This window comes from Streptomyces sp. SCSIO 30461, assembly GCF_037023745.1.
In the GTDB taxonomy this organism is placed as follows: domain Bacteria; phylum Actinomycetota; class Actinomycetes; order Streptomycetales; family Streptomycetaceae; genus Streptomyces.
Window position 1 is genome coordinate 2339001 of sequence record NZ_CP146101.1, and the last position, 21077, is coordinate 2360077.

Genomic DNA, 21077 nt, shown 5'->3' on the forward strand with positions numbered 1-21077 from the left:
CCACGTCTCGCGTACAGCCGATCAGCGTCAGCGCGTCACCGCTGGTCACGTTACGCAACGCGGAGGAGCGTAGTGACCCATGACGAGCTTCCTCCGCAGCCCCGGCGGCAACACTCGATCCGCTCGGGTCGCCGGGCACTTGACCAACAGGCCTGATCCGTTCGCGCACGAATTCGCCATGAGGTTCACATCTACACCTCGCGGCGCCAGGCTCGCCCGGCGTTTGGTCGGCGTTCGCCTGAACGAGTGGGGCATCCTGTACGGCACCGGCCCGCACGACGAGATCGTCCTGATCGTCGGGGAGTTGACCGCCAACGCCGTACGTCACGGTCATGTACCCAGCCGGGACTTCCACTGCCGCCTCCACCTCACGCACGCGCCCGAGCCGCTCGCCCGTGTCGAGGTCACCGACACCCGCGCCGAACGCGTGCCCCCTCGCCCGGGCACCCTGCCCGATCCGGGATTCGCGGACGGCGGGCGGGGTCTGCTCCTGGTGTCAGCGTTCGCCGACCGCTGGGACTGGCACCCGCGCGCCGACGGTCCGGGCAAGACGGTCTGGGCTGAGTACGCGATCCCCGCCTCGCCCTCAGCTACGGGAGTCACCGCTTGATCCGTGCCGTCGCGACCCGATCCCGACGTGCCGTGGGTGGCTTCGGCTACCCGAAGTCGGACCTGACCTGCTCCGTGGCCGACCTGGTCTGCTCGCTCGCGCTGCCCGGGTCGTCGGCGGCCGCCGGCTCACTGGTGACCGTCAACTCGTGGGCGGTCCTGGACAGCAGCGAGACGTAGAAGGGGAGGTCGGGCAGCGAAGGTGTGGTGAGGCTCAGTACGAGGAGGCGCTGCATACGGGGAAGTGGCAGGTAGACATCCGCCCTTGCCATCGGCAGCGAGGGGGCTGTGTCGTCCGACGGGTCCGACCGCCACTCCAGGCCGCATAGGACGAGGACCCCGGGTCCTACCGGCACCCGGATGTCCGAGACCGTGTTGTTGTCGTTCGCGGCGAGCGCCTCGAAGAGACTGCGGGCCGAGAGCTCCGCGTCGGGCTCCTCCATCGGGTCGAGGCGCGCCAACAGCGAGGCCGTGGTGAGGCGGCCGTCGGGAGCCTCGTCCAGACAGAAGCCGGCGTAGAACGAGTTCTCGGCGAGGGCGTGGTCGGCCATCTCGCGATAGGCGTGGAAGGAGACTTCACGCTGGAAGTCGGTCCCGGTCGGCCAGACCCTCTCCGCGATGGTCCAGAGCTGCTCCAGGCGTTCCTCGCCCTCCAGGTCGAGGCCCAGGGAGTAGAACCCGCCGGGTATGTCAAGGAGCAGTCGCGGCCCGGTGGTGGGGGCTTCCGTCGTCACGGGATGAGTGTCGGCAGCGGGATGGGTCACTGTGAATCTCTCAGATGGAACGGAGCGAAGGGTCGCACAGGCACCGGCACCCGGGCCCGAAGGCGTATCGAGCGCGCGTGCGGCCGCGGGTCCGAGTGCTGCGTGTGCGCGGTTGCGAGGCGTCGCGGTGTGCTGAGCGATACGCCCTGGGTCTCCTGGCATCGTGCCCACAAGGCCGTGGCGGTGGCCCGGCGGCTGTGGGTCCGCTTGTCATGACTCCACCGGGTGCATACCGAGGAGGCCCGCACCGTTCTTGAGGTCGGACGGCACGTCGATGACAAGTCCGTGTGCCGACGCCAGGCGTTGCAGCGTGCTCAGCGGTACGCCCTGGATCTCCCGGGGGTACAGGACGAGGCCGTACGCGTGTCCGTCGGGGTGCACCTTGTTCCCGGTCTCGTGCAGCGCCCATGTGCGCCAACGGAACTTCTTGCGACGGATATCCTCGGCGAATCGCGCGAATCTGTGATTCATGGCGGCCTCGTGACGAGACGCGTCGTGTGACAGACGGAGCAGGAGAACGCGCGGTGAGAGGAACCGCCTGAGAGGTTCCCGCACATCGGCGACATCGTCCGAACTGCCGTTGCCGAGGAGGAGCATGGTGAACCAGACCACCCGTAGGGCGAGGTCCAGTGGGATGAGGGGCCACTGCACGACGAACCAGACGAGCAGCCAGAGCCTCGACTGGTGGGGCACCACCGGATCGGCGGCCGGCGTGCGGTGGGGTGTGGCGGCCATGCTCAGTCTCCCGTGATGCTGTCGTAGATGCCGGTCGCGGCGCCGGGTATCTGCGTGGCGAGCAGCGGGCCCTTCGACCACCAGGAGAGTGGGTCAAGCGAGTCGTCGACGCGGATGGCCGACCGCAGGGAGTCCATGTCCCGCAGTCCTGGAATGCGGTTGATGGTGGCGCTGAGTCCCTTCTCGGCCATCTGGGAGCCGAGGTTAGTCGCCACCGAGTTCTCCCAGGCCAGACGCAGCTTGTTTCCGGCGCCCGTGGCCTCGAAGATGCGGCCCTCGGCCGCGGAGCGCAGCCGACCGGCCTCCCGTGCGAAGTTCGACCCGTCGGCGACCCCTTCGCCGACGAGGCGGTTCAGACGCATCACCTTCTGCACGTCGTCGACCCTCGAGACGGCGCCGGCCGCGGTGTCCACCGTACCCACGGCGACCTTGACCGTTCCCGTGACAGCCGTCTTCGCGAATCCGACTCCCGGAATGACGCCGAGGGCGTCCCCCGCGAGGTCCAGCATGCTGACGTCCGCCCCGCCCAGTTTGGCGGCGCCGTGGGCGAGCAGCGCGCCCGCCGAGAGCGCGGCACCCGCCAGGGCGAGGGCGCCGGACAGCGGCGGGCACCACAGGGTCAACAGGGACAGGATGCCCAGGACGGCGGAGATGTTGCCCAGCCAGTCGCCGATGGACTTGAGCAGGTCCTTGTTCCGGGCGCACCACTCCTGGATGGCGTGGCCGAGCTTCTGGAACTGGTCGCCCAGGCGCTCCCAGAAACCCGGGTCGGGTGCGCTGTCGTTCGCCTTGCGCAGGCGATCCGCGACGCCGCGGGCCTGTGCCTGATGCTCTTCGAGCAGTCGCTCGGCGTTCTTGATGATCTCTTCGAGCTCGCGCTCCGCCTGTTCGAGTCGGGCTGAGGCAGCCGAGAGGTCGTCGTCGGCCTGCTGGAGGCGGGTGTTGGCCGCGTCGATCTTGTTCTGGGCGTCCTGGAGCGCGGGACCGGTGAAATACTGGCCGCTGAGCCGGTAGGCGGGGTCGGAGGCCGCCTGGTTGTAGCGGTTCGTCGCGGCGTCCCTGCTCTTCTCCGCGGTCGTCACCTGCCCCTTGGCCCGCTTGGCCTGGACTTCGTAGGTGCGGGCCGTGCTCTGGTAGTCGCTCAGGGCCCCGCGCCACTTCGTCAGCTCGGATGACGCCGTACTCATCGCCTCCTGGCTGTCCTTGAGGTAGCGGGGCAGCTCGCCGACCTTCTTCGAGAACGCGGAGGCGGCGTCACCGGCCCAGCTCACGTTCCCCGTGAGGCGCTTGATGCTGTTCTGCGCGTTGTCGAGGGCGTTCGCGGCCTTCTTGGTGCGGGCGGCGAGCGAGTCCACGTTTCCGGTGTTGCCCGGGGCCGGGTCGAAGCCCAGTGAGGGGTAGGAGTCGCTCATCGGGCATCGCCCTTCCCGGCGAAGCCGTCACGCAGTGCGGTTTCGACCTGTTCGTAGGTGTCCCGGGTCTTCTTCAGGCCGTCCTCGATGGCTCGGGTGCCCTCGGCGATCTTGGATATCGCGTCGTCCCAACTGTCGTGGAACTCGTCGCAGGCGTTGTCGAGTTCCTTGCTCCCAGTGGTCTTCGGTCCGGTGTCACGCAGCGCGTTCAGTGCCGAACGCATCTCGTCCTGACTCCGGTGAAGTTCCCTGACGAGACCGTCCAGCTCGGACACGTCTACCTTGAAGCCCGCTCCCATGGCGCCGTGTTCCCCCAGTCTTGGCAAAGGCGCAGGTCAAATCCTGCCCCTCGTACGCTATCCAACGGCCCGGCGGGCCTACGGCGGCGGGTTCCCCCCTTTCGCAGAACCTTCACGGCATTCGGCCGGACCCTGCTCGTCGAATGGGCCTACCAGCGGCCCTCCACCCCGAATACCGCAACCGGCCGGCTTCGGCGGAGATCCGCTTCCACGCCTGCTCGGGCAGCGCGGCGATCAGCTCATCCACGCGGCCGTCCTGTCCATCGGAGGCGGAGGCGGAGGCGGTGACGGTGTCGTTGACCTTGGTGGCCAGCACATACGCCACCCCGCGTTCCTCCGGCCACACCCGCCCTTGAGCCCCAGGCAGCCGACACGCCCATGATATGGCTATTGTCTGATTTACACCCTTCTTTGTGATTCGATGCCCCTACTTTCGCCCCTCCCCGCGAAGGGGCGTGACGGCTTGTCACACAGAAGGAGAGCACCGTCGATGTCCGGATCACAGGGCACGAGCACGGACGGCACGTCCCGCGCGAAGACCGCGACGCTGAGTCGTCACTGGAAGGTCGCCGTTCTCGCCGCGGCCGGTTTCGCCACGATGGTCGGCGGTGGCGGTACGGCCGTAGCCGCGCACGCAGACTCAGCGGAGGCGAAGCCGGCCTCTGCTGCCAAGGACGACGACCGGGCGGATTCCCAGGGCAAGGGGTCCCACGGAGGCAAGGGGCCGGGCTCCGGGTCCAAGGGCGAGGAGAGTACGGGCAAGGGCTCGGACGGCCATGGCAAGTCGAAGAGGGGCGGCCACCACGCCGGCGACCGCGGCCGTGGCTCGCACGAGGGAGGTCACGACAAGACCAGGTCCGTGGAGTGTGACCCGAGCGGCCTGATCTCGGCGATCGTGAAGGCGAACGAGGTCTCGGGCCCCAGCATCCTGGAGTTGGCGGAGAAGTGCACCTATACGCTCACCGCCAATCAAGACGGCAACGGCCTGCCGGCGATCACTCAGCGGATCACGATCATCGGCAACGGAGCGACCATTGCGCGCGCCGCGAATGCTGACGACTTCCGGATCTTCGAGGTCGAAGCCGGCGGCGACCTGAAACTCCGCCACCTCACCATCACCCGAGGCAAGGCCGACGAGGACCACGGTGGCGCAGTCAACGTAAGGTCTGGGGGGCGGCTCGACCTCGATCACGTCACCCTGGAGAACAACACCGTCAGCGATGTCAGCAGCTACGAGGGCGGCGGCGTCTACAACGAGGGCATCACCACCATCAGCAACAGCACCCTCGACACGAACTTCGGCACCGAGGGCGCGGCTGTCTCGAGCTACTACGGCAAGGTGGACATCAGCAGAACCAAGGTCACCGGCAACGTCTCCGACGGCTACGCGGCCATCGTCAACGAGTACGGCACGACCAAGATCAGCGAGAGCTACCTCTCCTACAACTACGGTTTCTACGGCGGCGCCTTGAACAACTACGGCGGTGTGACCGAGGTGGAGAAGAGCGCCCTCACCCACAACCTCGGCTACTACGGCGGCGGCATCTACAACCAGTACGGCTCGCTCTTCTTGCGCCAGAGCACCGTCAAGAACAACACCGCCACCGACGGGGGTGGCGGTGGCCTCAACCTCACAGCACCGGCGACGATCGAGGACAGCAAGATCACCGACAATGCCTCGACGAACAGCGACGGCGGCGGCGTCTACGTCGACTTGGACGACTTCGAGGCAGGGGTGGCGATCCGTGACTCGAAGGTCAACGGCAACCAGGCTCCCGGCAACGATGCCACCGGCGGCGGCATCTTCGTCAACCCGGGCAGCCAGGTCACCCTCACCGACTCGAAGGTGAAGGGCAACATCTCCGACGGGCCTGCAGGCGGCATCCAGAACGACGGCACGGTCCTCACGAACGGCAAGGTCAAGATCATCGACAACGTACCCACCAACTGCGACGGCAGCGCCGGCACCGTCCCGAACTGCTTCGGCTGACACAGCCGACCCCACTGCCCGCCCCCGGCACCAGCCGGGGGCGGGCGCACATGCGGGCCGCCTGTCTCGGCGTCGGAATCGGGTCGTGACCGGCCCGACACACTCGACGGCTTCATAGCCGGCACCGGCCTGACCCACGATGACCCAGCGTCGCCCTGACGAGCCGAAGTCGGAAACCACCCGGTCTTGGGAGAACTTCAGTGTTTCTATGGTTCTTTTCGTCGGCGGGTGAAGCGTACGACTCCGAGGCATGCGCTGAACAACAGAACGAGGGCAGCTGCCGTGGCGAGGAGGATCGGGGTGGGAGCGTCGTCGTCATCGAGTCGGGACGGGACCGCTCCGGCGATGCCGGGTCCGGTGGGAAAGGTGATCCGGGCCTTGTGGGTCTCTTCGAGCAGTCCGCTCTTCAGCCGGAGGGTGATATCCCAGGGGCCGTTTTCCACCGTGTCGGTGACGGTGACGGTGACGGGCTCGGACTGGCCAGGTTTGAGGCTGATGCCCAGCCGGACGGGGTACGGGCCCGCGCTGAGGCTTCCGGATACCCGTTTCATGCTTATGTCGCCGGTGAAGTCCAGGGCCCGTCCACCGGTGTTGTGCACCTGGGCCTGTACGACCGCCCGGCCGCCGCTGTCTCGGGCCGCCGTCATCGTGTTGACTTCGAACTTCGGCTGGGGTGGATTATTGCCGCCCACCGAGAGGTAGACACGGATGCCCGTACGGTTCACCAGGGCGATCCCCTCGCCTGTGTCGTGACCCCTGACCTGCGCCCACACCACGCCGTATCGCTCACCGGGGGCCGCGTCCTTGGGGACCGCGATGGTCACGGCGCTGCGGGCGGTCGAGTGGGCCGGGATGTCGAGGCTGGGCTTGCTGAGCGTGATCCAGCTGGTGAGTTCGTTGCCGGTGCTTCCCGCGGCGCCGACGAAGGACCCGCGCTTGATGTCGGCGGCGCCGGAGTACAGCGCGATACGCTGGGCCGAATCCGAGTCGTTCACGACCTCGATAGACCGACGGATCGTGATGCCGGGCTTCAAGTTGTCGATCACGTACTGCCTGGCCCGGGGATCGTCGACCAAGTCCGCCGGCACGTCGACCAGCCGTACCCCGATACTGCCGGCGCCCGCGGGATCCGGGCGCTGCTCCTGGCCTGATGCGCGGGATAGGGGAACTGAAGCGCTGGTGGCCAGAGCGGTAGCCGCAACCACCAGCGCCGTGAGGGTGAAGAACCTGCGCACAGGGTCCCTGCCGTCGTTGCTGTCCGTGTGCCTGAATGGTCAGGCGCTTTCTATGGTGTCCGTCAGGAGACGGAGTGAGTGATCGTGGAGCTGTAGCTGCCCGCCAGGGCGTTGGCGGGGATGGTCAGGGAGATCGTCGGGTTCCACGTGGCGGAGTTGATCCCGCTCACGTCGGTGGCCGTCTGCACAGGCCCCGGCGGGTACAGCGGGGAAAGGTCGCTGGGGGTGACGGTGGCGGTGCCACTGACTGAGGCCGGCGGGCTGGTGTAGCTGCTGGAGCCAGGAGCGGACACGGAGATGTTCTGCGGTCCGGTGAAGTCCACCGCGTTGGCGGTGACCGTCCATCCGGCGGTGCCTCCGCGACCGTCCGACACGGTCACATTGCCCAGCTGGCTGTCGACCGTCTGCGGGCTGCTGCTGACGGCGACGGTACCGAGGTTCACCGACTCGGTCGGCACAACGATGTTGAGCGTTCCGGAGGTGACCTGGACCGTCACCGGAGTGTCCTCTGCCGAAGCAGGGACCGGGAAAGCCAGCGTCACTGCTGCCGCACCGGCGACAAGGGGGCTGATGACAAGACTTCTTCTCACCGTCACGACCTCGCTTGATCACACAGAGGAATGGGGGCGGGACCGCAGAGAGGCGGTTACCTGAGCGCAGGCTACGCAGACCATGATCACATCACATACCCCGCTGAGCAGCCGCCGGACAAGTTCACCCGCGTGGAGGCGTTTCCGGCTCAGGCTGATCCCCGGGAGTGGACACCGGGTTTCATGCGGCGAGTGACAGAGTACGTGATGTGATCAGGCGCTGTTCGAACTCGACCGGCCAGCACGCGCAGGACGGGATACTGACTTCGGCTCGTCAGGCTGACCTTTTCTGAACGCATGCGGGCGGCTGAGCTGTTCGAGCGAGAGATCAAGCCGCCGGAGGTCGCGCGGTGGCTGTGGGTGAGCCGGAAGTTGACCAGGGGATCACGCCCGCGCGATGTCATCGTCCCTCATTCCTGCGCCTGTTCGCACGCCCGTCCCGGAAGATGAGCTCCTGGTCCAGTTGCTCGCCGGGATACCTGATCCGTGCCGTCGGCGCGGGGTCCGGCGCCCGGTCGGCGCTCTGATCGCGGTCGCGGTGTGCGCGGTGGTGGCTGGAGCCCGGGGGTTCACCGCGATCGGGGAATGGGCCCGGGACGCGGGAGCCGCCGCGCTTGGGCGGCTGGGGCCGCAACGCGGCGGCGTGGACGAATCCACGCTGCGACGCCTGTTCGCCCGCCTTGACGCGGACCGGCTCGATGTGGTGCTGGGCGCCTGGGCTCTGGCCAGGGCCGTACTCGTTGAGGACCGCAGGGTGATCGCAATCGACGGCAAGACCGTCCGCGGTGCACGCAGCGGCGGTTCCCCGGCCCCGCACCTCGTCGCGGCCCTCGCGCACGGGTCCGGGGCGGTGCTGGGCCAGGTCGCGGTGAGCGAGAAGAGCCCTGACAGCCTGATCAACGACCTTGCCGGAGCCCTGGGTAGAGGGTGGCCATCTCGTGGGGACGCTTCTTCTCGCGCACTTTCTTCTTGTACTTTCCGCGGCCGTGCTTCTCCCGTACAACTGGCGAGGTAATGCGGAGTTGATAGCGAGTCGCCGAGGTCATCCATCATAGCGCTGAAGACCATGAGGATCTCTTTCACATACCCGGCTGATATCTCCCGAGCCACCACCGCTGGGCCCTGGCCCGCCGCGGCCTGAACCGTTCTGACGAGGTCGCCTACTGTAATAACTTGAATAGTAACTTGAGTTGCCGGTAGATCGCACATCCGTACCATGGGTCCCATGTGTGCAGCAGAGGTGTATTCAGGCAACGTGGGTCGAGACGCCACGTTGGAGCGGGGATGGGTGGTCGGCCATTTCATGGAGGCTACGGACCCCCGGCACAGTGATTCCGTCGAGATTCAGTGGGTCCAGCATCCCTGCGGAGATGAGCGTGCGGCATGGGTTTCCCATGAGGGTCGCACCGCATTCGTCCTTCTTGTCACCGGCCGATTTCGTATCGATTTTCCGGAACACAGCACGACGCTGACCAATAGAGGTGACTATGTTCTATGGAACGGGTTGAATCATTCATGGTACGCGGAAGAGGAATCCCTGGTGCTCACGGTCCGCTGGCCGTCCGTCGCCGGGTACCAGGTGGAGGAAGGGAGTGGCGGAGGTCGCTGTCTTCCTGAATCCGGGTAGTGACCAGGCAGAGTTCCATCGTTCTCGCGATCGGCCGGGAATGATCCAGGGTTCGCGCGAGTTCCCGAGATTGAGGTGCCCCCGGTGGCAAGACTTCGGCGTAGTCGCGTGACGCCCGGTTTATGGGGTCTTCGAAGTTAATACTCCAGCTGTAGATCGTGATCTTCATGTCTGGGATGCGGCTTGCCGCCGGTAGTGACTGGTGCGTGATCGTGCCTGGTGGCGGCGGCGCCAGTCGGACCAGGCAAGCCGGTGGGCCGCGTCGAGGACGGGCCGGACGACGAGCGCGATGAACAGGCGGCAGATCTCGTTGCAGGACAGCGGGATCAGGTCGTCCGGCGTGGGTCGGTGTGCGTGTTCGTCGGCGCGGACGACGGCGAGGAAGGCGTGGGCCAGCATCGCGAGGGTGACCCAGCGGGCCCACGAGGGGTAGCGGCGGACCTGGTGCTCATCCAGCCCGGCCAGTCCCTTCTCTGTTTGGAAGGTCTCCTCCACCCGCCATCTGGAACCTGCGACCTTGACCAGGGTGGCCAGGGATGCCGGCGTGGTGGAGTGACAGCGGTAGTAGGCGAGTTCACCGGTGCTGCGGTTGCGGCGGATCAGCAGCTGGTGGTGGCCCGGGGCTGCCTCGGCGAGGTCGATGACGGCCCAGTCGTAGAATCGCTGCCCCTTCGCGCCGTGTCCGGCCGAGAGCTTCTGCCAGGCCCGCTTCGGCACCTTCGCCGCCAGGGCATCGGCGCGGAACTTGCCTGCGCCGGTGGGCACTTCGGCCGAGCAGGCCACCGCGAGGACATAGCCGATGCCGCGTTCCTCCAGAGCCGTACGGAGTCTTGGGTTGCCGCCGTAGACCTCGTCCCCGGTGACCCAGCCGACGTGGTGTCCGGCGTCCAGGAATCGTTCGATCATCGTGCGGGCCAGTTCCGGCTTGGTCGCGAAGACGGTGTCCTGGCCGAGTCCGGCTGCCCGGCAGCGGTCCGGGTCGCACGTCCAGGAGCGCGGGATGTACAGCTCCCGGTCGACCGCCGCGTGCCCGCGCGTCCCGGCGTAGACGAGGTAGACCGCGACCTGGGAGTTCTCGATCCGGCCGGCGGTGCCGGTGTACTGGCGCTGGACCCCGACCGTGTGGGTGCCCTTCTTCACGTCGCCGGTCTCGTCGACAACCAGGACCGCGGCCTCGTCATAGAGGTGCTCGACGACGTATTCGCGCACGTCGTCACGGATGCCGTCGGCATCCCAAACGGCTCGGCACAGCAGATGCTGCATGCCGTGCGGGCTGGCCTCCCCGGCCCACTCCGCGATCGTCCAGCAGTTCTTGCGCGGCAGGTCCGCCAGCAGGCCCAGCACCAACCGCCCGGCCCGCATCCGTGGTTCGACCCGGACGAACCGGCCCGCGATCCGGCCCATGGCCACCTCGAACGCATCCCGCCAACGGACGGGATCTATGCTGTGACCTGCGGCCACCGTCTCATCGTTACTCCACACAAGTCACGATGATCAACGGTGGCCGCACCCGTCTCCACACCGGCCCACCTTGGCTGAGGGCCCTGCTTAGCCCGTTTCACCGTAACGCTCAACAGCACAGGCCGATGGGCCTACGGTGCCGACAGGGCTGTGCGCTCGGCTTTCTCCAGCCAGTCGGTGTACCAGCGGGCGAACGTCACCGGCGTACCGTCGTCGTCGAGCAGCGGGGCGAGGTCGACGTCGTCCACCCGGCAATCGGACCAGATCGTGCCACGGTGGCTGCCGTTGATGATCAGCCATTCTCTCTGGGCGCAGCCCAGGTGGGAGATCACGATGGCGCCGGCGGTGCGCTCCGGGGCGAACATGATGGCCTCCCACCGCTCGTCCCAAGCCTCGATGGCGTCGTCGAAGTCCTCGATGTCGTCGAAGTCCTCTCCACCTGTGCCCCAATGCCCCAAACACCCTGCTGCCGGAAGGCCCTGCACCCGCCACCACGAGCCGCTGACGCACGCCCACCCACCACTGATCAGTCATGCGCAGACCGTACGTGCAGCCACCGACACCTGGGGCGCGGGCCCACTGCTACGGTCCCGACGGGCTCAAGACTGGCCCAACGCCCCAGACCCCTCAGCACAACACGCACATCGGCCAGCTGAGGCTCTCGATCACGCCCCCAGCAAGATCACGATCTACAGCTGGAGTATTAAGCGGTGCGTGCGTACATGACAGCTTCCGGGCGGACGGCCGACGCGGTGCGCTGCTCGTGCAATGACGGGTCTTCGAATTTAGTGGGGCTGCGGCGGTGACGGGCGCGCTCGCCGGTCACGCTGTGTGAGGTGGTTGGGGTGCGGGCGCCCTGGACGCAAGGAGCCCGCGGGCCTTCGTGATCATGGTTGTTGTCTAGGCAACCGATCATGAAACCCCACGGGCTTGAACAGCGACGATACCGGCATCAACGAAGCGGCAACGCGACTTCTGGGGCTGGAGGGGGTGAGTGTGACGCAGGTCAAGGACGACGGGGCGGGCGGTTCGACGGTGTACGTGGTCACGAGCGAGGACTCCGCCCGGGCCTGCCCCTCGTGCGGGGTCTTCGCCACCCGGCTGAAGGACTACCGCACCACCCGGCCCCGGCACCTGCCCTGCGGTGGACGCCCTGTGAGTATCCGGTGGCGCAAGGCACGCTGGTACTGCGCCGAACCCGCGTGCGAGCGCGGCTCGTTCACCGAGGCGATCCACGCGGTGCCCGCCGGGATGCGCACCACCACCGCCCTGCGCCGGGCGGCGGGGGCCGCGGTCTGCGACGGATCCCGCACCGTCGTGCAGGCCGGCCGCGACCTGTCCTTGAGCTGGCCCATCGTGCAGCGATGCTTCGAGGACTACGCCGCGACGGTCCTGCCCGAGACGCCGCCCGCGACCGAGGCGGTCGGGATCGACGAGACCCGGCGGGGCAAGCCGGTCTGGGCCCAGAACCCGGCCACGCAGAAGTGGGAACTGGTCGCGGACGCCTGGCACATCGGCTTCGTCGACGTGATCGGCGGGCAAGGACTGTTCGGGCAGGTCGAAGGCCGCAACGCCACCTCGGTCGCCGACTGGCTCAGCTCCCAGCCCGCATCCTGGCGGGCACAGGTGCGCTACGTCGCCATCGACCTGTGTTCCACCTTCCGCGCCGCCGTCCACCGTGCCCTGCCGCACGCGACCGTGGTCGTCGACTGCTTCCACATCGTGCAACTCGCCCAGCGCCACCTCGCCGACCTGCGCCGACGCCTCACCTGGCGGCAGCACGGCCGCCGGGCCCGCAAGGGCGACGGCATCTACACCGTCCGCAAACTCCTGCGCCGCAACAAAGAAGACCTCACCGAAGACCAACGCCTCCTCCTGAAGACCGAGTTGGAGTACATGGGCACCTACGGCCGGCAGATCCACGCGGCCTGGCAGGCCAAGGAACTCCTGCGCGACCTCCTCGGCCTGGCCGTCAGCCGCACCCACCACGCCCCCGACCGCTCCGCGATCTCCGCCGCCCGCCACCGCTTCTTCACCCACGTCGCCGACCACGCCCACCTGCACGAACTCCTCACCCTCGCCGAGACCATCGAGCAGTGGTGGGACGGCATCGAGACCTACCTGACCACCGGCATCACCAACGCCGCCTCCGAAGGCAACAACCGCCTCATCAAGCTCGAAGCGCGTAACGCCTTCGGCTTCCGCAACCGCGCCAACCAGCGCCTACGCTCACGCTGTGCGACCACCCGCCGGAGCCGACGGCAGGCGCACCCCCACTAAATTCGAAGACCCGCAATGACTGGCCTGACCGCCCTCCCGGTCGACGACCGTCGCATTGGCATGGCCATGCCGCACCGCTTAACTTCGAAGGCCCGGTTTATGACGAACTATCAGCTCTGCGGTGTTCCCGGAACGAACCGGACGTCACGCGACTACGCCCTGGTCGATGACCGCTCGCTTCACCGCGGTGCGGCCGTAGGAGGTCAGGGAACCCTGCCCGGCTATGAGGAAATCCCACCGCCGGTACATGTTCAGGTAGACGTCCTGCACAGCGTCCTGAGCGCTGGGCGAAGTGGGTGGCGACGTGCGCGAAGTCGGATGCGCCAGTGCATCCCAGCCCGTGCAGGTGGACCCTGGCAGGCCCCTCACCCGGCGAGGAACGACTCTTTCAGAACCGCCCCCTCGACACGATCGCCGCTACGCCGCGGTCACCCTGACGCCTGCATTCGCCGGGTTCGCGGTGGGGACGACACCCCTGGTTTCCGGTCAGTTTTCCGGCGGTTCGTTTTTGCGCCTTCCCACCTGGGATGATGCGGGGCGGGGGAGTCACTGGCAAGGCATGAGGCCCTGGGGGATCGATGAGCAGCACTGTTATTGAGGCGGCCGGCGAGGCGTCGGCACTGACGCGGTTGAAGTCGGCACAGAAGAGTGCAAAAGGTGTATCTCTGTACTCGCGGTTCGTGAACCGGCCCGCGGGCCGGTACCTCGCTGCCGGTGCCTACCGGGTGGGGCTCACTCCGAACCAGGTGACCCTGATCAGCGCCGCCTTCAGCTTCGCGGCTGTCCTGACGGTGGCGCTCGCGCGGCCCGGCTGGGGGGTGGGGCTGCTGGTGTGGCTCGGGCTGGCGGTCGGGTTCGCCTTCGACTCGGCGGACGGGCAGCTGGCACGGCTGCGCGGCGGCGGAAGTGCGGCCGGGGAGTGGCTCGATCATGTGGTGGACTGCGCCAAGCTCACCGCGTTGCACATCGCGGTGCTGATCGCTTTCTACCGGTATCCCGAGCACTTCGGGACCTCGTCCGACGGCTGGCTGCTGGTGCCGCTGGCATTCCAGCTCGCCGCCGTCGTCACGTTCTTCGGCGGGCTGCTCACCGAGAAGCTCAAGCCCAAGGCGGCGCCGGGGCAGGGGGCAGGCCCGTCCACGCTGCGGGCGGTGGCGCTGCTGCCCGTGGACCACGGGGTGTTCTGCCTGGTGTTCCTGCTGCTCGGCGGCGGCGTCGCCTTCCGGTGGGCGTACACCGGGCTCGGCGTCGCCGCCGCGCTGTTCCTCGCCGCCTTCCTCGCTAAATGGTTCCGGGAGCTGTCCGTAGTTCGTCGCTGAGGCTCGGTGCGCTCAGGGCGTCGATGGCGCGGCGCAGCTGGGTGCTGGACGTGTGGACGGTGTACGGGAAGTAGACGACGTCCACACCGACGGCGGCGAAGTCCCGCTCCAGGCGCTCGCCCTTCGGCGTGCCCCGCCAGTCGTCGCCCTTGAACAGCACGTCGAAGCGGACCTGCTTCCAGGTCTCCACCTTGTCCGGCACGGTCTCGACGAACGCGGCGTCCACGTACTGGATGCTGCGGACGATCTCCAGTCGTTCGACCAGCGGGATCATGGGCCGCCTGCCCTTGGCCATCTCGGCCATCTCGTCCGAGACCACACCCGCCACCAGGTAGTCGCACTGGGCGCGGGCGTGGCGCAGGATGTTCAGGTGCCCGATGTGGAAGAGGTCGTAGGCGCCTGGTGCGTAACCCACGCGGTACCGCTTGCTCGATGGCACAAATGCCCCCCTTGTTCGTTGGTGTCCCCCCCGCGCGCATCCATTGACAGGAGCGCGCAGAATTTGACGATAGCGTTCATGCTGGGTGCGGGGAGAGTGAACAATTGGGTGCGTCCTGGTTCACTTCCGAGCAGCATGCGGGATCAGGGGGGTCTCGTGGGATGTGAACATACTGGGGAGGCTGCCGAGGCAGGCGGCCGGGGGGAAGGTTTCGCCGCGTGACCGTGACACAGACCAACGGCGGGGACGGCGGGCGGCGACGGCTGCTGCTGGTGTCCACCAACTACGCGCCCGAGCACACCGGGATCGGCCCGTACGCCACCGGTATCGCCGAGCACTGGGCGAGCTGCGGGCATGACACCCATGTGCTCGCCGGGCTTCCGCACTACCCGTCCTGGCAGATCGACCCGGCGTACCGCAAGGTGTGGCGGGCCACCGAGCGGCGTGCCGGGGTCACCGTGCACCGCCGCCTGCACACCGTCCCGCCGCGGCAGAGCGCGCTGCGCCGGGGCATGTTCGAGGGGTCGATCCTCGCCCATGGCCTTGTCGCGCCGCCCCGCACCGGTCGGCTCGACGCCGTCCTCGCCCAGCTGCCCAGCCTCGCCGGGGGCGTGCTGGGGGCGCGGATCGCGGCCCGGCAGCGTGTCCCCTACGTGCCCGTCGTCCAGGACCTCATGGGCGCCGCCGCCGCGCAGTCCGGAATCAAGGGCGGTGGAGGCCGCGCGGCGGAGCTGGCCGAACGGGCGGAGTCGTGGGTGCTGCGGCGGGCCACCCTCGTCGGTGTGATCCACGAGACGTTCGTCGAGCGGGTCCAGGCCATGGGGGTGGATCCCGGGCGCATACGTCTGGTGCCCAACTGGTCGCACATAGGGGCACCCACCGCATCCCGCGCGCACACCCGGGAGCGCCTCGGCTGGCGGCCCGAGCAGACCGTCGTGGTGCACTCCGGGAACATGGGCCTCAAGCAGGGCCTGGAGGTGCTGGTGGAGGCGGCCCGCCGTGATCCGGCGACCCGTATCGTGCTGATGGGCGACGGCAACCAGCGCGAGCACCTCGCAGGGCTGGCCGAGGGGCTGCCCAACCTGGAATTCATGCCTCCGGTTTCCGACGAGGACTTCCCCGATGTGCTCGCTGCCGCCGATGTGCTCGCCGTGACCCAACGGGCCTCGGTGCTCGACATGAGCGTGCCGTCCAAGCTGACCTCCTACTTCGCCTCCGGTCGTCCCGTGGTCGCCTCCGTCGCCGCTGAGGGCGGCACCGCGCGCGAGGTGTTGCGATCCGGTGCCGGATTGCTCGTGGAACCCGAGGATCCGGATCAGTTGCTGTCCGCGGTGCGTAAACTCGCCGATGACCCGGGGATGGCGGATGAGCTCGGCGCGGCGGGACCGCGCCATGTGGCGGCCCATCTGTCACGGGAAGCGGGTCTCGCGCGGATCGACGCGCTGATCGACGAGGCGATGGGGGGCCCTGGGAAGTGAGCCAGACACACGTCACGATCCGGGCGGAGGACGAGCCGGAGCAGCTGCGCGAGCAGTTCCGCCAACTGCTGCGCTATCGCTGGCTGATCGCGAGCGGCATCGGTGTGGGACTGCTGGCCGGTGCCTGGCTGGGCATCACCGGCGCCGACAGCTACGCGGCCACCACCGATGTCGTCCTGCGCGCCCCCTCCAGCGACCCCTTCAATCCGACCCTCTCCCTCGACAAGGCGATCAACATGGGGTCCGAGCGTCAGACGGCGCTCAGCCGCAAGGTCGCCGAGCGCGCCGCGAAGGCGCTGGAAATGGGCGAGGACGAGGTCGAGCAGCTCCAGAGCGGGCTCCAGGTCACCACTCCGCCGCAGACCCTGGTGCTGCACTTCACCTACAACGCCGCCGACCCGGAGGAGGCGGCACGGCGCGCCAACGCACTGACGGAGGCGTACATCGACCTGAGCAAGGAGCAGTGGTCGAAGAGCCGCGACACGATGGTGAAGAGCCTCCAGGACCAGCTCAATCCGATCGCCAAGCAGAACGACGAGCTGTCCAAGGAGATCAAGGGGCTGCCCGACGGCGCACGCGCCGACTCCGCCTACGCGCAGCAGGCCAACCTGCTCAACCGCATCACCGAACTCCGCTCCAAGATCACCAGCCTGAAGACGCTCGACATGACTCCCGGCAATGTGATCCGCACCGCCACCCCGCCCACCTCACCCGACGGTCCTGGCCTGCCGCTCGCGCTCGCCATGGGCGGTCTGGCAGGTGTGGGCCTCGGGCTGCTGGCCGCTTGGGTGCGGTTGGTGTTCGACCCCGCGCCGCGTTCGGCCGGGGATGTGGCCCGAGCCGTGCGCGGCCCCGTCCTGGGCGCGCTGCCGCGCGGCTCGGTCGACGCACTGGAGGTCGGGCGTTCGGACTCCCGGGCCGCCGAGGAGTACCGCTCGATCGCCTTCCGGCTCGCCTACGACGACAAGTTCGCCGACCGGCGACGCCTGCTCGTCGTCGCCCCGCGCGGCTCCATGGAGACCAGTGCGGCGGTGGCGGCCAACCTCGCCGCCTCCTTCGCGGAGACCGGCAAGAACGTGCTGCTCATCGAAGCCGATCTGCGTACTCCTTCGCTGACGGACCTGCTCGACGTCTCCACCATGTCCAGGCCCCGCTGGAGCCGTGGCGGCGGGTACGGCGACAGTGGGCACGGCGAAGCCGGTGACGGCGAATGGCCCGGCCGGGACCGGCTCGTGGTCGACGCGGGGGAGTCCGGGGTCTTCGGTCTCGTCCCGGGTGAGCGGGTGCGCAACGTCCCGCGCGCACTGACTTCGGGCAGGGTCACCCAGCTGATCACCGAGGCCGACGATCCCGATGCGACGGTCGTGGTCGTCGCCCCGCCGGTGCTCGCTTACGCGGATGCCCTGGCGCTGGTCGACCGCGTCGACGGGGTGCTCATCGTCTGCGACCCGCGCACCGTGCACCGGGCCGACCTCATGCGCATCCGTGAGCTGATCGTCGGTGCCGGCGGTACCGTGCTCGGCGCGGTGACGCACAGCGAGTCGCGGCGCGGTGGCACGGCTTCCGCTGCGCGGGAGGGCGGCAGCAGTGGTGGCGGCAGTGGGAGCGTCGGCGGCAACCGGCGGCGCAAGGCCGGGAGCCCGGCGGACCGCCCCGCCCCGCCCCTGCCCCGCGCCGAACGCGAGGCTCTGCCGGAGCCCGAGTTCGACCCGCAGACCGACCCCAGCAGCACCATGGCACTGCGCACGGTGCGCCCGGGAGACCGGTGACCGTGCCCGGGGGGCCGCCGGGTGCGTCCGACCCGGCACCCGATCAGCCCACGGCGGCCGATCGGCCCACTGCGCCCGAGCCGGGCGTGCCGGCCGCCGGGCGCGGCTCGCGGCGGTCGACAGCAGCGGTCGCTTCCGTGCTCGACCAGGCGGCGTCCAGTCTCACCAACATCGCCGTCCTGGTCATCGCCGCGCGGGTCTCCACCGCGCACGGGTTCGCCGCCTTCTCGATGGTCTATCTGACCTTCACGGTGCTGCTGGGCCTCAACACGGCGTACGCGGGACAGGTCGTCGTCCTCACCCGGGGTGACACCGCCACCACGGGAGCCGCGTGCCGTTCCGCGGTCGCGTTCACCGGCCTCGCCGCCACCGCCTGCGGCGTGCTGCTGGCCGTGGCCGGCACGGTCACCGCCGCCGTCGGCTCGACCGGACCGGGCGGAGCCTTCCTCGCGCTGGGAATCGTGCTGCCGCTGGTACTGGTGCAGGACGTGTTGCGGTACGCGTTCTCCACACTGCGGCGGCCCGGTCTCGCACTGGTCACCGACACCCTGCGCCTGCTGTGCGTGGTGCCCGCGCTGCTGCTCCAGCCGCAGCACACCGCTCCCGGGCTGCTCGTCGCGGTCTGGGGGCTGTCGGCCGTGCCCGCCCTGCTGCTCGGTCTGCGGCTGCTGTGGCCGCATGTGCGCGGTACCCGGACGGATCTGCGGCCGTACGCGCGCAGAGGGCACCTCGGCCGGCGCTTCGCCGTGGAGTTCGCCGTGGGCAACGCGTCCAGCCAGCTCGCCGTGCTCGGCCTCGGTCTGTTCGCCGCTCCGCTCGCGGTCGGCGCGCTCCGCGGGGCCAGCACCCTCTTCGGTCCGCTCAACGTGCTGTTCAACTCGGTCAACGCGTTCGGGCCGCCGCTGCTGAATCGTTTCGATGGCCGTCGGGCCACCGCACGAGCGGCGGCCTTCCTCGGGCTGGTGCTCTGCGCCGTCGGTCTCGGTTGGGGGCTGGTGCTCCACGCCCTGCCGGACGGTGTGGGGCGCCAGTTGCTGGGTGAGACCTGGCAGTCGGCGGCTTCCCTGCTTCCGGCCACGGGCGCCCAGTACGCGGTGATGGGCCTGGGCACCTGTGCCCTGGTGACCCTCCGGGTGCTCAGCCCGCGCTCCACCCTGTCGGTGCAGGTGGTGTTCTCGCTGCTCTCGGTGGTGCTCATGCTCGGCGGATACCTGCTGACCGGGTCCGCGCTGGGCGCCGCCTGGGGTCTGGCAGCGGGCTCCGCGCTGAAGGCGGTTGCGGCCTGGATCCGCGCTGCCCGTGTCGTCCGGGCGCCCGTGGCGGAGGAGCGGTCCGCTGCCGCGGACGCTCCGGCCGTTCCTGCGGGCTGACGGGCTGCCTGACGGGCGACGCAACGCCTCCGTCGCCGAGTCGAGCGGTGCACCGCGGTCGCCGAGCAGGCGCATCCCGCTCGCCGGTCCCTGCGGCCCGCTCGCCGGTCAGCGCAGCCCGGTCGCCCGGTCCTGCCGGAACGTGGTGATGAGCGCGATGCAGCAGACCGCGATCGCCACCCGCCCCGACGCCTGTAGCATCGGTCCGCGCAGCAGGATGAAGGAGTATCCGGCGATCAGCGGCACCGTGAGCGCGATCAGACTGCCCGGTGGCGACCGGCGCACCGCCCGCCGCGCATAGCGGCGGTCCACCCGGGCCGCCGCGTAGCCCAGCCCCACGAACCCCGCCACCATGCCGACCGGGCCGAAGTCGATCCACAGCTCGGCCCACACCGGCGAGGAGAGGTTGGTGTTGACGGTTCCCATCCACTCGCCGACCATCACCCCGGTGTCCATGGGCTTGTCCGCCCAGATGGACCGGGGCACCGCGAACAGCACCGAACCCGTCAGCTGGCGGCCGTAGGTGTGGCCGCGCCCCGACCGTTCGTAGGTGACCGTGTTGGCGAACATGCCGACCTGGTCGTAGTCCTTGATGGTCAGTGGTTCCAGGGGGGACGTGGTCTCCAGCGGACGGTAGTTGTCGTCGTCGTAACGGAACCGGTCAGAGAACGGGAAGACGATCAGTGCCACGATCACGCCCAGACTCAGCGCGATCCGGTAGAACGCCGCGCTCACCGGGAAGACGGTGAACAGCAGCGAGAACAGCACGGTCAGGAACCAGAAGCGCGGATTCGAGATCGGGTTGTTGACCACCGCGTTCAGCCCCGCGAGCGCCAGCCAGGAGGCGATGACCGTCACGGAGCGGCGCGCATGCCGCGAGGTCACCAGCCACCGGGTGTAGGCCAGCCAGGCGATCAGGGCGGGAACGGTGCCGAACCCGCGCACAATGGCCTGACCCGCCTGCGAGTCCGCCTGGGAGAGCCCCGCGTCCTGGACGCTGCTGATGATCTCCTGACGGCTGGTGAAGAAGACCGCCGGGCCACCCAGCTTCATCACGAGGAGGGCAGAGCCGGCGAAGGCGGCAAGCGTCAGCAGGTACAGGCGGCGGCGGTGCACCAGCGCCGTGCGCAGCCCCTCGTCCCTTTCGCGGCCAGGCCGCTGGCGGGCCAGCAGGGAGCCGATGTCGAAGGCGACGCAGCCGATCAGGACGAGTGCCACGGCCTCGGTGAGATCGCTGCGCGGTCCCACCACCGGGGTGGGTGTGCGCCCCAGCACGGCCTGGACGAACGGTGCCACCCCCATCGCCATGTAGACGAACAGCCAGAACGAACCGGCGAGCAGTTTGCGGCGGTTTGTGAGGACCATCGCCGACAGCCGAAGGCCCGAATACACGGTCAGCGCGAGCTGTGTCCACAGAGCGGAGTCGCGCGGGCCCGTGCCCGGCTGCATGAGTACGAGCAGCGGCAGGAACACCGAGAATCCCAGCACGAGCGGGACCGACAGCGCGCGCGAGAGCAGTGTGCGCGGTGAGAACGGGCGCGTCACGGTGCGCTCGCGCGTCTCCTGCTCCTGCCCCTGCTGCCGCGCACCTGGTGCCCGAGCGCCCGGCGCATGTGCCGCGGGCGACACCGCTGTGGCGCTCGGGGCAGTGGAGCCCCGGTCTTTCTGCTGCGTCATGGCGCCCCGCCCCCGAGTAACGA

Annotated in this window: 20 protein-coding genes; 8 read left to right on the forward strand and 12 right to left on the reverse strand. The window is 68.8% G+C overall.

What is annotated here, in order from left to right:
* The first annotated feature begins 178 nt into the window (after positions 1–178).
* Entirely contained in the window at positions 179–610 is a 432-nt protein-coding gene (locus V1460_RS10500; protein WP_338673482.1) for an ATP-binding protein, read from the forward strand.
* 46 nt (positions 611–656) lie between these two features.
* On the opposite strand, the gene V1460_RS10505 is transcribed toward V1460_RS10500, so the two are convergent.
* From V1460_RS10505 to V1460_RS36260, 5 genes are all read right to left on the reverse strand, one after another.
* Positions 657–1343 carry a hypothetical protein gene (locus tag V1460_RS10505; protein WP_338673483.1) on the reverse strand — a complete coding sequence of 229 codons (687 nt, stop codon included), beginning with the start codon at positions 1341–1343 and terminating at the stop codon, positions 657–659.
* Positions 1344–1583: 240 nt separating this feature from the next.
* Positions 1584–2108, reverse strand: coding sequence for a hypothetical protein (locus V1460_RS10510; protein ID WP_338673484.1), 525 nt, complete (start codon positions 2106–2108; stop codon positions 1584–1586).
* A 2-nt stretch (positions 2109–2110) separates the two neighbouring features.
* The gene (locus V1460_RS10515) at positions 2111–3520 is read right to left on the reverse strand and encodes a putative T7SS-secreted protein (protein ID WP_338673485.1); all 1410 of its coding nucleotides are present in this window, start codon (positions 3518–3520) and stop codon (positions 2111–2113) included.
* Positions 3517–3795 (reverse strand): hypothetical protein, encoded by a 279-nt coding sequence (locus tag V1460_RS10520; RefSeq protein WP_338673486.1) that lies wholly within the window; start codon positions 3793–3795, stop codon positions 3517–3519. Before V1460_RS10520 ends, V1460_RS10515 begins: the two co-directional genes overlap by 4 nt.
* Before the next feature lie 136 nt (positions 3796–3931).
* Positions 3932–4144 (reverse strand): hypothetical protein, encoded by a 213-nt coding sequence (locus V1460_RS36260; RefSeq protein ID WP_407077429.1) that lies wholly within the window; start codon positions 4142–4144, stop codon positions 3932–3934.
* 165 nt (positions 4145–4309) lie between these two features.
* Between V1460_RS36260 and V1460_RS10530 the strand changes: the two genes are divergently transcribed.
* On the forward strand, positions 4310–5809 hold the full coding sequence (locus V1460_RS10530) for a hypothetical protein (RefSeq protein ID WP_338673487.1): 1500 nt from the start codon (positions 4310–4312) through the stop codon (positions 5807–5809).
* Between the two features lie 206 nt (positions 5810–6015).
* Here the strand turns inward: V1460_RS10530 and V1460_RS10535 are convergent, their stop codons facing one another.
* Positions 6016–7044, reverse strand: coding sequence for a hypothetical protein (locus V1460_RS10535; RefSeq protein ID WP_338673488.1), 1029 nt, complete (start codon positions 7042–7044; stop codon positions 6016–6018).
* A 62-nt stretch (positions 7045–7106) separates the two neighbouring features.
* A complete protein-coding gene (locus tag V1460_RS10540) occupies positions 7107–7541 on the reverse strand; it encodes a hypothetical protein (protein WP_338673489.1) in 435 nt (144 codons plus the stop codon).
* A gap of 490 nt (positions 7542–8031) precedes the next feature.
* Between V1460_RS10540 and V1460_RS10545 the strand changes: the two genes are divergently transcribed.
* Positions 8032–8649, forward strand: a complete 618-nt coding sequence (locus V1460_RS10545; protein ID WP_338673490.1) for a transposase family protein — start codon at positions 8032–8034, stop codon at positions 8647–8649.
* 777 nt (positions 8650–9426) lie between these two features.
* On the opposite strand, the gene V1460_RS10550 is transcribed toward V1460_RS10545, so the two are convergent.
* Together V1460_RS10550 and V1460_RS10555 are read right to left on the reverse strand one after the other, a co-directional pair.
* Complete coding sequence (locus tag V1460_RS10550) at positions 9427–10665, reverse strand: IS701 family transposase (RefSeq protein WP_338673491.1); 1239 nt, start codon at positions 10663–10665, stop codon at positions 9427–9429.
* Between the two features lie 188 nt (positions 10666–10853).
* Positions 10854–11180, reverse strand: coding sequence for a hypothetical protein (locus V1460_RS10555; protein WP_338673492.1), 327 nt, complete (start codon positions 11178–11180; stop codon positions 10854–10856).
* A 472-nt stretch (positions 11181–11652) separates the two neighbouring features.
* Between V1460_RS10555 and V1460_RS10560 the strand changes: the two genes are divergently transcribed.
* Positions 11653–13002 carry an ISL3 family transposase gene (locus tag V1460_RS10560; protein ID WP_338671528.1) on the forward strand — a complete coding sequence of 450 codons (1350 nt, stop codon included), beginning with the start codon at positions 11653–11655 and terminating at the stop codon, positions 13000–13002.
* Positions 13003–13146: 144 nt separating this feature from the next.
* Here the strand turns inward: V1460_RS10560 and V1460_RS10565 are convergent, their stop codons facing one another.
* A complete protein-coding gene (locus V1460_RS10565; RefSeq protein ID WP_338673493.1) occupies positions 13147–13272 on the reverse strand; it encodes a hypothetical protein in 126 nt (41 codons plus the stop codon).
* Between the two features lie 308 nt (positions 13273–13580).
* Here V1460_RS10565 and V1460_RS10570 point away from each other — a divergent pair, with 308 nt between their 5' ends.
* On the forward strand, positions 13581–14321 hold the full coding sequence (locus V1460_RS10570) for a CDP-alcohol phosphatidyltransferase family protein (protein ID WP_338673494.1): 741 nt from the start codon (positions 13581–13583) through the stop codon (positions 14319–14321).
* Here V1460_RS10570 and V1460_RS10575 read toward each other — a convergent pair.
* Complete coding sequence (locus tag V1460_RS10575; RefSeq protein ID WP_338673495.1) at positions 14284–14760, reverse strand: adenylyltransferase/cytidyltransferase family protein; 477 nt, start codon at positions 14758–14760, stop codon at positions 14284–14286. The genes V1460_RS10570 and V1460_RS10575 overlap by 38 nt on opposite strands.
* Before the next feature lie 269 nt (positions 14761–15029).
* On the opposite strand from V1460_RS10575, the gene V1460_RS10580 reads away from it, so the two are divergent.
* From V1460_RS10580 to V1460_RS10590, 3 genes are read left to right on the forward strand one after another with little or no spacing between them, the layout of a single operon-like run.
* Positions 15030–16238 carry a glycosyltransferase gene (locus tag V1460_RS10580; protein ID WP_338677992.1) on the forward strand — a complete coding sequence of 403 codons (1209 nt, stop codon included), beginning with the start codon at positions 15030–15032 and terminating at the stop codon, positions 16236–16238.
* Positions 16235–18007: a lipopolysaccharide biosynthesis protein gene (locus V1460_RS10585; RefSeq protein ID WP_338673496.1), complete on the forward strand. Its 1773-nt coding sequence runs from the start codon at positions 16235–16237 to the stop codon at positions 18005–18007. The genes V1460_RS10580 and V1460_RS10585 overlap by 4 nt, the downstream gene beginning before the upstream one ends.
* The gene (locus V1460_RS10590; RefSeq protein ID WP_338673497.1) at positions 18004–19377 is read left to right on the forward strand and encodes a hypothetical protein; all 1374 of its coding nucleotides are present in this window, start codon (positions 18004–18006) and stop codon (positions 19375–19377) included. Before V1460_RS10585 ends, V1460_RS10590 begins: the two co-directional genes overlap by 4 nt.
* Positions 19378–19485: 108 nt before the next feature.
* On the opposite strand, the gene V1460_RS10595 is transcribed toward V1460_RS10590, so the two are convergent.
* Positions 19486–21054, reverse strand: a complete 1569-nt coding sequence (locus V1460_RS10595; protein ID WP_338673498.1) for an O-antigen polymerase — start codon at positions 21052–21054, stop codon at positions 19486–19488.
* Positions 21055–21077 lie beyond the last annotated feature (23 nt).